Genomic DNA, 12,642 nt, shown 5'->3' on the forward strand with positions numbered 1-12,642 from the left:
TTGGTTGAGTCGTGGGAAAAGGAAAACTACAGAAGTTTGCTGATATGGAAACGTTTCCTCACGTTTTTCAGTACCCGTTTGGAGTGCTGAAGGAAAAGGGGTTTTCGTTGAAAGGGAAATGGAATAAGGAATTTTTCAAAAATACAAATCCTGTTGTATTAGAGCTGGGTTGCGGTAAAGGTGAATATACTGTTGGCCTTGGACGGTTGTTTCCTGAGAAAAACTTTATTGGAATTGATATTAAGGGAGCCCGCATGTGGAGCGGTGCACGGCAAAGTTTTCAGGAAGGCATGAGCAATGTAGCTTTTATAAGGACCAGTATTGAATTGCTTGATCATTTTTTTGAACCGGGCCAAGTAAGTGAGATTTGGCTCACGTTTCCGGATCCACAAATGAAAAAGGTCAGAAAGCGTTTGACCGCCACAAATTTTATGGAACTTTACCGTAAGGTGATGAAGCCGGACGGATTGATCCATCTAAAAACCGACAGCAACTTTCAGTACCGGTACACCTGCGAGATGGTAAAAGAAAACGGATTTGAGGTATTGGAATCAACCGATGACCTGTATCACGAGGATTATACAGGTGAGGTTTTGTCCATTCGCACGCATTATGAACAGCAATGGCTGGAAAGAGGCCTGACCATAAAATATATCCGGTTCAGGATGCATGATAAATCACTGAGGGAGCCGGAGGTGGAAATTGAACACGATGCATACCGCAGTTACAATCGCAGCAAAAGAGGTATGAAAGAGGCAGGTGCATGAGCGATTTATATGATCAGATATACAATATTGTGCGTCAGATACCGCCAGGCAGGGTAACTTCATACGGTGCCATTGCCCGTTGTCTGGGAACCAAAAGTGGCGCAAGGATGGTTGGTTGGGCCATGAATGCAAGTCATAGTACTGAGAATTGGGTTCCTGCGCATCGTGTGGTGAACCGGAATGGAATGTTGAGCGGGAAGCATCATTTTGGCGGATCAACCGTTATGGAAGACCTTCTGAAAAGTGAAGGTATTGATGTGGTGAATGATCAGATTGTGGATTTCAGGAAACATTTCTGGGATCCTTTTGTTGAACTGGAAATAAAATAAACAGTTATGGATCAAATATATCCCAAATTAGTGACCGAGGCGTTAAGCCATGTAAAATATCCCGGAAACGGAAAAGACATTGTTTCTCTGGGAATGGTAGAGGACGACATCAGAATTGACGGACGAAAAGTTAGTTTTTCACTGATCTTTGAAAAGCCAAACGATCCGTTCCGTAAATCCCTTGTAAAGGCAGCTGAGACCGCCATTAAAACCTACATTGGATCAGATGTGGAGATTGAAGGGAATGTACATATTAAGGTGAAGGAACAGCCTAAAAAGAAAGAACGAAAAATATTACCGGAGGTAAAAAATATTATTGCCGTTGCTTCAGGGAAAGGTGGCGTGGGGAAATCTACCGTAGCTTCAAACCTGGCTGTAGCTCTGGCAAAGGCCGGATACAAGGTGGGCTTGTTTGACGCAGACTTATTCGGACCTTCGGCACCGAAAATGTTTGATGTGGAAAACGAAAAACCTGTGGCTATTGAGTTTGAAGGTAAAGAAGGCATTGCTCCCATTGAAAAGTATGGTGTCAGTATGTTATCTATCGGTTTTTTTGTTGATCCGAACAATGCCCTGGTTTGGCGTGGTGCCATGGCAACCGGTGCCATTAAACAGCTGATTGAAGAAGGTCACTGGGGCGAACTGGATTATTTTGTCGTTGACCTTCCTCCTGGAACTAGCGATATCCATTTGACGCTGGTTCAAACGGTACCGATAACCGGAGCCGTAATTGTAAGTACACCTCAGGAGGTTGCTTTGGCTGATGCCAGAAAGGGAATAAATATGTTTGAGAATAACAATATCAAAGTGCCTGTACTAGGACTGGTGGAAAATATGGCCTGGTTTACGCCGGAAGAATTGCCGGATAATAAGTATTATCTGTTTGGTAAAGAGGGGTGTAAAAAACTGGCAGAACAGATGAACGTTCCGTTACTGGCACAAATTCCTATTGTGCAAAGCATACGTGAAGGTGGCGACGAAGGGCGGCCTGTGGCACTGGATGAAACATCCATTATGGGAAAGGCTTTTGCTGATCTCGCAAAACGTGTGGTGGAAGAAACTGACCGGAGAAACCGCGAACTGGAACCCACAAAAAAAGTAGAACTTAACGATTAACATGATACGAACTACCCTGCTCTCACTCTTAGCAATACTTATGTTCAGTTGCTCCGAAACTCTTGAACAAAAAGCAAACCGGATTCATAGTACAATTGTCACACTTGATTCGCATACCGATACACCATTGAATCTGATGGACAGCACATTTGACATGCAGCAAAGGCATGATCCTCTCGTCACACATTCAAAGTACGACTATCCAAGGATGAAAGAAGGCGGACTTGATGCTGCTTTTTTTGCGGTTTTTGTGGGACAGGCAGCACGCACTGAAGAGGGAAATCAAAAGGTGATTGCTAAAGCACATCAGATTATGGATGCCATTTCCCGTGAGGTTAAAATGAACAGCGATGTGGTTGGTCTTGCTGTTGATCCGGATGATGCTGCCCGATTGAAATCAGATGGTAAACGGGCCATTTACATGGGAATTGAAAATGGGTATGCCATTGGAAATAATATCAGTCTTTTAGATGAATACTATAATCTGGGCGTGCGTTACATGACCCTTTGCCATACCCGTAATAATGATATTTGTGATTCTTCGACCGATTCGATGGAATTTTCCGGACTCTCAGAGTTTGGTTATAAAGTGTTGGATCGTATGAACGATCTGGGAATGCTGGTAGATGTATCGCATATCAGCGACAGTTCGTTTTACGATGTGATCCGGGCAACTAAAGCGCCGGTTATTGCGAGTCATTCCTGTGCAAGAGCCATTTGCGATAATCCGCGTAATTTAACGGACGATGAATTAAAAGCACTGGCTAAAAATGGTGGCGTGATCCAGATGTGTATCCTGAGTGATTACGTTAAAACTCCCGCACCTAATCCACAACGCGATTCTGCTATGGCAGCACTAAAGCAGCGTTATAACAACTTTAAAAATCTCACAGACGAGCAGAATAAGAAGGTATGGCAGGAGTGGAGTGATGTTGATGATGAATACCCAAACGAACTGGCTACCGTGAGCGACGTGGTGGATCATATAGATCATATTGTTGAAGTTGCCGGAATCGACTTTGTTGGCATCGGAACAGATTTTGACGGCGGAGGTGGCGTGAAGGACTGTTTTGATGTAAGCCAGATGAAGAATATTACCATTGAACTGTTACGTCGTGGATATTCTGAAGAAGATATTGCCAAAATCTGGAGTGGTAATTTCATGCGTGTCTTCAGGGAAGTTCAGAGTTTACGGAAGGTTTGAAATATTCATATATTGCCCTTTCAGGGCGGTTTATTCTCATCATTTGTTATATTCCAGGTATTGCTCGGAATTGTTGCAGTAAAGCCGTTGTCGTATGTAAATCACCGTTTTTTGAATAAAGTCCGAAGGACTTAAAGCATTAGCAAAGGGCAACGCCCTTTTGTTTAGTCGTTAGACTAAGAATCGCCCTGAATGGGCAGAAGCATAAAATAAAGAGATTATTCCACCAAATGTTCAATCCAGAGAATGAATTGGGTGTTTTTTGTGGTTTTAAACCGGTCGTCAATTCTGTAGCCAATAACCCAGATTATATTATCTCCTGAAAGCAGTACATTAACGCTTTCTTTTTCGGCCAGGTTAATTTTATTATCAATCAGAAAATCGCTGACTTTTTTAAAACCTTTCATGCCCAGCGGTCTGAATTTATCGCCTTGTCGCCATGGTCTGATCCGTAAAGGCAGTGTAAGTTGATCCATGTCCAGACAGGCAATATGTGCTTCTTTGGGAATAGATTCCAGTTCATTAATGGAAAGTTCCTCAAAATGCAGGTTTGAATCCAATTTATTTTCCGGATAAACCTCTCTGGCTCCAACCTCTTGCTCTTGCTGTTTTACGGGCTCAATAAGCAGGTAGTCCCGGTCCGCCAATATATAGTATGCACCTCCCAAAAAACGTGAACCGCTTTGATAAGGCCAGGCATTATAAATGTCCTGAATAGCAGAGGCCCCGAAACCAAATTCAGACAGGATGCCGTATAATATGGTCAGGCTTGCAGGACTTTGAAACAGCTTCTCAATCGGAATCCGATCCTGATCAACCATGTTTTTCCCTTTCCATTTTCTGATGTATTCTTCAACAATGATCCCGGATTCTGCAAAGCGCTGCGATAAATCATCCACAGATTCTGTAAATGCCGGATTCAGCTTTTCGATACGTGGAAGAATTTCGTGCCGTATAAGGTTGCGCCGGATTGTGGTATCCGCGTTTGTGGCATCTGTCCTGAATTGAAGTTTATGTATGCTGACATAGTCTTCCACTTCTTTTCGGGTCATGCATAACAACGGACGGATGATCTTCCCGTTTTTGGGCAACATGCCTCTCATCCCAGTAATTCCGGTTCCGCGGATCAGGTTCATCAGGATGGTTTCGGCCTGGTCATTTTTATGGTGTGCCACAGCAATGGCATCAAGTTGATAGGTTTCAAGCAGCTTATTAAACCAGTTATACCGGATCTCGCGGGCAGCCATTTCAACCGAAAGTTTATGCTTTTTGGCATAGGCTTTAGTGTCTTCCTCCAGGTAGTAGAAAGGAATATGAAGCTGTTCACAGAAATTACGGCAAAACCGTGCATCTTCGTCAGAAACTTTACCACGCAACCTGAAGTTGACATGCGCGGCTTCGCAGGTATAACCCAGCTCAGAAAGCAGATGCAGTAGTACAACAGAATCGGCACCACCGCTAAAGCCAACAAGGACTTTTTCTGATGACGCTATAAGTTCATGCCTGTCAATAAAATCTGCTACCTTTTTCATCCTGGCAACAAAGGTATAAAAGTTTGGCCTGAAAAGATATTCGTGTAAATGGAATCAGAGTAGTTGCACTGAAAAGATGCCAATTGGTTTTAGCGCATTATTCCTGCACCCATAACCATCGTTGAAAAAGCTGTAACTGCTATTCCTGCTCCGATAATGATAATAAAAATACCGATCCATTTAATGATATTCCGGACTTTTTCGTAGTGGTACTGCTCTATCAGTCCCTCAGGAACTGGTTTGCGAATAATTAAGGAAAGAATGGTTTCAAAATGATCTTTGATCAGTAAGCCGATACTGATCCACAAACCGGCTTTAGCCAGCGAAAGTAAGAATGGGATAAAAAAGAACATGCGCATAAAGTATATGTTAAAGGTTAATCATAATATTCTGTTTTTGACAGGAGCGTTCAGTCTAAATATAATTTCTAAAAGTAATTAATTATTTACAATCATCGAATATGTATGATTACATCTTCTGTTAAAGTGTTTATAAGGAAAAACGGAATAATGCTGTAAGTTTACGTTGTCAGCCATTTCAGCGCTTCTTCTTTTGTTGAAAAAACACGAACAATAAATCCTACTTCATCCAGTACTCTGTTTTCAAAAAAGAGGGATAAAGCTGTGCTGACCGGATCATCGACAAGTAAAGCCTGTTTTTTCCCTTTCAGAATTTCTTTGAGGTTGGATAATATGTCAATTATATCATCAATTTCACTGATAGTACCGGTTATTTTCGAGTCGGAGTAGTCCGATAGTAGGTTGTATCCCTGGCTTGTGAATTCGGTAATTTTCAGTAATTCATCCCATGCTAAACCGATATCTTCTTTTCTGATAACTCCGGAATGCTTATATCGTATCAGCTTGTTGGTATGATCTGTTTTTAATGAAAAGTTCATGTTTATCAAAATTAGGGTTATATGTTTTGCAAAACATGAGTAACTCAAAAGCCTGTTAAGAGGGACATTTCATAAATAAGGTAATATTTTGGTTTTATCTTGACAACCATAAAGTTAAGATATTTATTCGACATCAGGAAGTAGCTGAGCCAATAGAAAACAGACCCGTAATAACTATTTCTTTCCCACGCATCCATGCATAAATGAAGTTTTTTACTTATGTTAAATATCTGTCTGATATCTGATCAACTGACCATTCAGAATCTTAACCTGTCTTTTATAATCTGTAACCTGTTTAGTTTTTATTACTTTTGAGGAAAATCATTTAATATGGCATTTAAACCATTGGAATCTGTTTTGATCAAACCTGCCGGTCCGGATTGCAATCTGGGGTGTACGTATTGTTTCTATCTCGAAAAGGAGCAGTTATTTACTCAAACCCAAACGCACCGAATGAGCGACGAGGTATTGGAAATGCTGATCAAACAGGTTATGCAGCAGTCAGGTCAGTCTATATCCATAAACTGGCAGGGTGGCGAACCGACTTTGATGGGACTGGAATTTTACCGCAAAGCCATGGAATATGAGAAGAAATACGGTTTTGGGAAAAATGTGGGGAATGGACTACAGACCAATGGATTATTGCTGGATGAACGATGGGCTGATTTTCTGAATGAATATAACTGGCTGGTCGGATTAAGTCTGGATGGACCTGAATATATTCATAACAGGTACCGGCTGACCCCAAACAGCAAACCGTCGCATGCCATTGTAGAAGAAAAGGCCAGAATGTTGCTTCGCAAAGGCGTGGAGGTAAATGCCATGTGCTGCATTACCAGTTACAGCTCGGGATATGCCGAAGCACTCTATAACTATTATAAAGATCTTGGAATCAGTTGGATGCAGTTTATTCCCATTGTGGAGACGGACAAGGATAATCCGCGTAAATCTGCCCCATTCTCACTTACAGCAGAGCAATACGGTGATTTTATTGTGGAGCTCTTTGATCTCTGGAAGGCAGATTTTGTGGATGGACAACCAACAACGCACATCCGCGATTTTGATTCGGTATTTTATCCTTATGTTGGATATGAGGCCCCTGAGTGCACCTTGCGGCCGGAATGTGGTGTTTATACTGCCGTGGAACACAATGGCGATGTATATTCCTGCGATTTTTTTGTGGAACCCAAATGGAAACTGGGCAATATTATGGAAGGGGACCGACTGATTGATATGCTCAACTCTAAAAAGCAAACTCAGTTCGGCCTGATGAAAACCAAACTTCCCCGTAAATGCCAGGTCTGTCATTGGAAAAAATATTGCTATGGAGGATGTACAAAGGATAGGATAAAGGATCCAAGAGACAATGGAATGCCCCGGTTTTGTCGGTCATACATCACCTTTTTTGAACATGCCGATCCGTTTTTAAGAGAACTGGCCGGGAAATGGAAGGTGGATCAGGCAAAAATGGATGCCCAACAGCAACAACAACAGTCCAACAGCAATACCTATAATGCATTCGGAGATTTTTCCTGATTTAAACTTTTTGCCCGGATAAGAATTATACAGATATGGTTACTCAAAAAGAATTTACACTCGGAAATAAATCAAGGGGATTTCATTTGGTCACAACTGAAGTGTTACGTCATTTAGACACATTACCGGAGACCGGATTACTGCATTTGTTTATAAAACATACATCTGCTGCTTTGTCATTGAATGAAAACGCGGATCCTTCAGTGCGTTACGACTTTGAGCAGATTATGAACCATATTGTACCAGAGAATGAGCCGTATTATACCCATACCCTGGAAGGGAGTGATGACATGCCGGCGCATGTAAAATCATCTCTAATAGGGCCCTCTGTAACGGTGCCTATTAAAAATCACCGGTTGAACCTGGGAACCTGGCAGGGGATTTATCTCTGTGAATTTCGTAACTATGGTGGTGCCAGAAGATTAGTGGCAACGATTTATTCATAGCTTTCTCCTGCAGATTTCGCAGATAATTGCAGAAATAAATTTTGTCGTATCAGGGGACAACGCTTGAAATCATATAGCTACTGCTAGAGAAGTTACTTAAGGTATCTGTTTTGGATAAAAATGATTAATATGTTTGGTGGACCCTGTAGGGAATTAAAGGGTAAGCGCAGGAATAAAAACATGCGTCATTTCATACTTTACATGATATTAGAATATAAAATCTAATCTGCGCAGATCTGCGGGAAACTCAAATGCTCCTTCTGAACTCCGAGCACACAATGGCCGTTGCTGTCGCCACATTCAGTGATTCAGAAGTTTGTGAATTCCCGGGATATGGAGGAATATAAAGTTTATGTGTAACCAGGTCTGATACAGCATCCGAAATTCCGTTACCTTCGTTTCCCATTACAATAATTCCGTTCGAAGTAAGATCAGAAGAGTATATATCCTCTCCTTCCAGAAATGTGCCATAAACAGGTGCTCCCGAAATCCGCAGAAAGTCTGTCAGGTCAGTATAATGAATATTTATCCTTCCCAATGCGCCCATGGTGGACTGAACCACTTTAGGGTTATAAACATCCACTGTTCCTTTGGAACAGACAATATTTATAATTCCGAACCAGTCGCAGATTCGAATAATGGTTCCGAGGTTTCCCGGATCCTGAACGTCGTCCAGTGCCAGGATTAATTCTTTGCCGGGATCGCAAAGTGATAAGTCAGTACGTTTGTATTTAAATACGGCAAAAACACCCTGTGGATTTTTTTGGAGAGAGATCTTCTGAATATCGGATTCTTCAACAACTTCTGCCTTAAACCCTTTAAAATCTTCTTCGAATTTGTGTTCAATAAAGATACTTTCTGGCTTAAAATATGGCAGCAGATCAAGCACCAGTTTAGGTCCTTCTGCTATAAAAACCTGTTCATTGTCCCTGTTCTTTTTCAGCCCCAGAGAGCGGTAATACTTTATTTGTGATTTTGAAAGCATGTACAAATATAAGTGATTTTCCTTAGCGAGGGTTTCGCTTTAAGCGAAGCCCTCGCTAACCATAGAAACCATGATAAAAACTATTTTTCTAATTCTGCGGATTCAGTTATCTTTGTTCGACATTTTTAAACCGTATTTCGATGTACAGAACACACACTTGTGGAGAACTAAGATTAGACCATGTAAACCAGAATGTTACCCTTGCAGGATGGGTGCAGCGTACCCGTGATCTGGGTGGCATGACTTTCGTGGATTTGCGCGACCGTTATGGGATTACCCAGCTGGTTTTCGATATGGATACCAATAAAGTTTTATGCGAATCGGCCCGGAAGCTTGGACGCGAATTTGTGATCCAGGTTGAAGGGACTGTTCAGGAACGAAGCAATAAAAACAATAAAATACCTACTGGTGACATTGAGATCATCGTTAATAAGCTATCTGTTCTGAATCAGTCGGATGTTCCACCATTTACCATTCAACGGGATACTGATGGTGGTGACGAACTGCGCATGAAATACCGTTATCTGGATTTACGCCGGGAACCTTTAAAGGAGAATCTTATGCTGCGTCATAAAATGGCTTTTGAAACACGCCGTTATATGGATGAACAGCATTTTGTGGAGGTGGAAACACCGGTACTGATTAAATCCACACCGGAAGGTGCACGTGACTTCATCGTGCCATCGCGTGTGAATGAGGGACAGTTTTATGCACTGCCTCAAAGTCCGCAGACCTTTAAACAATTGCTGATGGTGGCCGGATACGACCGTTATTTCCAGATTGTAAAATGTTTCAGGGATGAAGATCTGAGGGCTGACCGTCAGCCCGAATTTACACAGATTGACTGCGAGATGTCTTTTGTGGAACAGCAGGATATTCTGGATACGTTTGAGGGATTGACTAAGCATCTTTTCAAAGCCATTAAAGGCATTGATATGTCGTATAGTTTCCCTAGAATGTCTTACGATGAAGCCATGACCAGTTATGGTTCCGATAAACCGGATACACGTTTTGAAATGAAGTTTAAGGAGTTGACCAGTCTGGTTCAGGGAAAAGGATTTGTGGTGTTCGACAATGTGGAATATGTGGGTGGAATTTGTGCTGAAGGATGTGCTGAATATACCAGGAAGCAACTGGATCAACTGACTGATTTTGTAAAAAAACCGCAGATAGGCGCCAAAGGTCTGGTTTACGTGAAGTTTAACCCGGATGGCACTATTAAGTCATCTGTTGACAAGTTTTACAGTGAAGAGGATCTGAAAACATGGGGTGAACAATTCGGGGCTAAACCTGGTGATTTGGTTTTAATTCTGGCCGGTGACCGCAAAAGAACATTGACGGCATTGAATGAGCTTCGCCTCGAAATGGGAAGCCGTTTGGGTTTGCGTGATAAAAATACGTTTTCGCCACTTTGGGTGGTTGATTTTCCGCTGTTTGAATGGGATGAGGAAACACAACGCTTTTATGCCATGCACCATCCGTTCACATCGCCTAAAAAAGAAGATGCTGAATATATCAACAGCGATCCGGGAAGGGTTCGCGCCAATGCCTACGATCTTGTGATCAATGGTGTTGAAATTGGTGGGGGGTCTATCAGGATTCATAACGAAGACCTGCAGCAAAAAATGTTCGATGCCCTTGGGTTCACTAAGGAAGAGGCCAAAGCACAGTTTGGATTCCTGATGAATGCATTTAAATACGGAGCACCGCCGCATGGTGGTATCGCTTTTGGTTTCGACCGCCTGGTTTCAATGTTTGCAGGACTCGATTCTATCCGCGATGTGATTGCCTTCCCGAAAAATAATGCTGCCCGCGATGTGATGATAGATTCACCTTCGAAAGTGGCACAGACTCAGCTCGATGAACTCAGCATAGCGCTGAATCTAAAACCAAAAGCGTGATTAAAGTCAGAGAGATAACCGAGGTACTGGAGGCTTTTGCTCCGTTGGCACTGCAGGAGAGTTACGATAATGCCGGCTTGCTTGTAGGAGATCCGGATATGAATGTCAGGGGTGTTCTGGTGACACTGGATGTAACATCCGAAGTGCTGGAGGAAGCCATGCAACACAAGCTTAACATGATTGTGGCCCATCATCCGTTTATCTTTTCTGGTCTTAAAAAAATAAATGGTAAAAACGATATCGAAAAGTGTCTGATTACAGCTATTAAAAATGATATCGCTATTTATGCCAGCCATACCAACACTGATGCAGCAGTTAATGGTCTGAACCAAAAATTTTGTGATCTGCTTCAGTTGAAGAACTGCCGGACACTTTCTCCAATGAATGATGCATTGGTCAAACTGGTCACATTTGTTCCTTCCGATCATGCTGAAAAAGTACGACAGGCCATTTTTGATGCAGGAGCCGGACACATTGGTAACTACGATTGTTGTAGTTATAATCTGGAAGGAGAAGGAACATTCCGGGCTTTGGAAGGAGCCAATCCGTTTGTAGGCGAAAAAGATCAGTTGCACGTTGAAAAGGAGGTTCGGATCGAAACGGTTTTGCCGGCCTTTATGCAACACAAAGTGGTGGCAGCTATGATCAGGTCACATCCGTACGAAGAAGTGGCTTATGATGTGTTTCCTCTGAAAAACACCTGGAATGGTGCCGGAATCGGTATGATTGGGGAATTGAATGAACCTTTGCCGGCTTCAGATTTCTTTAACGTGCTGAAAAAAACGTTAAATGTGTCTGTGGTAAGACATACAACGTTTTTGGATGGACCGGTTCAGAAAATAGCGGTTTGCGGAGGTGCCGGATCGTTCCTTATTAGCGATGCCATAAGGGCGAAAGCAGATGTTTTCATTACCGGAGAAATTAAATATCACGATTTTTTTAAGGCAGAAAACAGAATAATTCTGGCTGATATAGGACACTTTGAAAGTGAACAATTTGTAAAAGAAGTTTTTGGAGAACTACTTCAGAAAAATTTTTCTAAATTTGCAGTCCGATTATCGGAAGTAAATACAAATCCAATTAAATATCTGTAACAACATGGCAGAGAAAGTAATGACCGTTGAAGAGAGGTTAAAAGCGTTATTTGACCTTCAACTCGTAATGTCCGACATAGATAAGATTCGTACGCTTCGTGGTGAGTTGCCACTGGAAGTTCAGGATCTTGAGGATGATATCGCGGGTCTGGAAACACGTATTTCCAAATACAAAGAGGATATTGAAGAGCTTGAGACAGCAATTTCGACCAAGAAAAATGAGATAGAGGAAGCAAAAATGCTGATCGAGAAATACACAGAGCAGCAGAATAATGTACGTAACAACCGTGAGTACGATTCTTTGTCGAAAGAGATTGAGTTTCAGGGTTTGGAGATAGAGCTTTTTGAAAAGCGCATTAAGGAATTTACTGCTGAAATAGGGCAGAAAAAGGAGAGTGTTGAAGGTGCTGAAACAGAACTGAAAGAGCGGAATGAAGACCTGGAAGCTAAAAAAGGCGAGTTGAACGAGATTGTCAATGAAACAAAAGTTGATGAAGAAAGTCTTCGCGATAAAGCTCAGCAAATTGAAACAAATATTGAATCTCGTTTACTGACAGCATTCAAACGTATTCGTAGAAACGCACGTAACGGTTTGGCCGTTGTTACCGTTGAACGTGATGCCTGTGGTGGTTGTTTCAACAAAATTCCGCCGCAAAGACAGTTGGATATCAAACAGCACAAAAAAGTTATCGTATGCGAATATTGTGGACGTATTCTGGTTGATAACGAATTGAAAGAAAGTTAAAAGACTTAAAACTATATTGACAGAAGGGTAATCGGGAACGGTTACCCTTTTTTTATGCAGTGATTTTGACTAAATTTAGGTTGAAAACA

At 41.9% G+C, this 12,642-nt stretch carries 13 protein-coding genes; 9 read left to right on the forward strand and 4 right to left on the reverse strand.

All coding sequences use genetic code 11. The features are described 5' to 3' along the window. The first annotated feature begins 11 nt into the window (after positions 1-11). The 4 genes from trmB to ACE1ET_RS16140 are packed head-to-tail and all read left to right on the forward strand — an operon-like array spanning position 12 to position 3,416. Positions 12-767: a tRNA (guanosine(46)-N7)-methyltransferase TrmB gene (gene trmB / locus ACE1ET_RS16125; RefSeq protein WP_375729452.1), complete on the forward strand. Its 756-nt coding sequence runs from the start codon at positions 12-14 to the stop codon at positions 765-767. Continuing rightward, positions 764-1,096, forward strand: coding sequence for an MGMT family protein (locus tag ACE1ET_RS16130; protein WP_375729453.1), 333 nt, complete (start codon positions 764-766; stop codon positions 1,094-1,096). Before trmB ends, ACE1ET_RS16130 begins: the two co-directional genes overlap by 4 nt. 6 nt (positions 1,097-1,102) lie before the next feature. After that, a complete protein-coding gene (locus ACE1ET_RS16135; protein WP_375729454.1) occupies positions 1,103-2,212 on the forward strand; it encodes an Mrp/NBP35 family ATP-binding protein in 1,110 nt (369 codons plus the stop codon). Position 2,213: 1 nt separating this feature from the next. Next, positions 2,214-3,416 carry a dipeptidase gene (locus ACE1ET_RS16140; protein ID WP_375729455.1) on the forward strand — a complete coding sequence of 401 codons (1,203 nt, stop codon included), beginning with the start codon at positions 2,214-2,216 and terminating at the stop codon, positions 3,414-3,416. A gap of 218 nt (positions 3,417-3,634) precedes the next feature. Here the strand turns inward: ACE1ET_RS16140 and tilS are convergent, their stop codons facing one another. From tilS to ACE1ET_RS16155, 3 genes are all read right to left on the reverse strand, one after another. Continuing rightward, a complete protein-coding gene (tilS, locus tag ACE1ET_RS16145) occupies positions 3,635-4,948 on the reverse strand; it encodes a tRNA lysidine(34) synthetase TilS (protein WP_375729456.1) in 1,314 nt (437 codons plus the stop codon). An 89-nt stretch (positions 4,949-5,037) separates the two neighbouring features. Beyond that, positions 5,038-5,307 (reverse strand): hypothetical protein, encoded by a 270-nt coding sequence (locus ACE1ET_RS16150; protein ID WP_375729457.1) that lies wholly within the window; start codon positions 5,305-5,307, stop codon positions 5,038-5,040. Between the two features lie 161 nt (positions 5,308-5,468). Continuing rightward, the gene (locus ACE1ET_RS16155; RefSeq protein WP_375729458.1) at positions 5,469-5,846 is read right to left on the reverse strand and encodes a hypothetical protein; all 378 of its coding nucleotides are present in this window, start codon (positions 5,844-5,846) and stop codon (positions 5,469-5,471) included. Positions 5,847-6,176: 330 nt separating this feature from the next. Here ACE1ET_RS16155 and ACE1ET_RS16160 point away from each other — a divergent pair, with 330 nt between their 5' ends. Then, positions 6,177-7,382 (forward strand): anaerobic sulfatase maturase, encoded by a 1,206-nt coding sequence (locus ACE1ET_RS16160; RefSeq protein ID WP_375729459.1) that lies wholly within the window; start codon positions 6,177-6,179, stop codon positions 7,380-7,382. A 35-nt stretch (positions 7,383-7,417) separates the two neighbouring features. Next, the gene (locus ACE1ET_RS16165) at positions 7,418-7,828 is read left to right on the forward strand and encodes a secondary thiamine-phosphate synthase enzyme YjbQ (protein WP_375729460.1); all 411 of its coding nucleotides are present in this window, start codon (positions 7,418-7,420) and stop codon (positions 7,826-7,828) included. Between the two features lie 247 nt (positions 7,829-8,075). Here the strand turns inward: ACE1ET_RS16165 and ACE1ET_RS16170 are convergent, their stop codons facing one another. After that, a complete protein-coding gene (locus ACE1ET_RS16170; protein WP_375729461.1) occupies positions 8,076-8,813 on the reverse strand; it encodes a TrmH family RNA methyltransferase in 738 nt (245 codons plus the stop codon). 140 nt (positions 8,814-8,953) lie between these two features. On the opposite strand from ACE1ET_RS16170, the gene aspS reads away from it, so the two are divergent. From aspS to ACE1ET_RS16185, 3 genes are read left to right on the forward strand one after another with little or no spacing between them, the layout of a single operon-like run. Next, a complete protein-coding gene (gene aspS / locus ACE1ET_RS16175) occupies positions 8,954-10,714 on the forward strand; it encodes an aspartate--tRNA ligase (RefSeq protein WP_375729462.1) in 1,761 nt (586 codons plus the stop codon). Beyond that, the gene (locus ACE1ET_RS16180) at positions 10,711-11,808 is read left to right on the forward strand and encodes a Nif3-like dinuclear metal center hexameric protein (protein ID WP_375729463.1); all 1,098 of its coding nucleotides are present in this window, start codon (positions 10,711-10,713) and stop codon (positions 11,806-11,808) included. Before aspS ends, ACE1ET_RS16180 begins: the two co-directional genes overlap by 4 nt. A gap of 4 nt (positions 11,809-11,812) precedes the next feature. Then, positions 11,813-12,553, forward strand: coding sequence for a zinc ribbon domain-containing protein (locus ACE1ET_RS16185; protein WP_375729464.1), 741 nt, complete (start codon positions 11,813-11,815; stop codon positions 12,551-12,553). Positions 12,554-12,642 lie beyond the last annotated feature (89 nt).

This window comes from Quyinboa mangrovi (genome assembly GCF_042219825.1).
In the GTDB taxonomy this organism is placed as follows: domain Bacteria; phylum Bacteroidota; class Bacteroidia; order Bacteroidales; family UBA5342; genus JBHJHP01.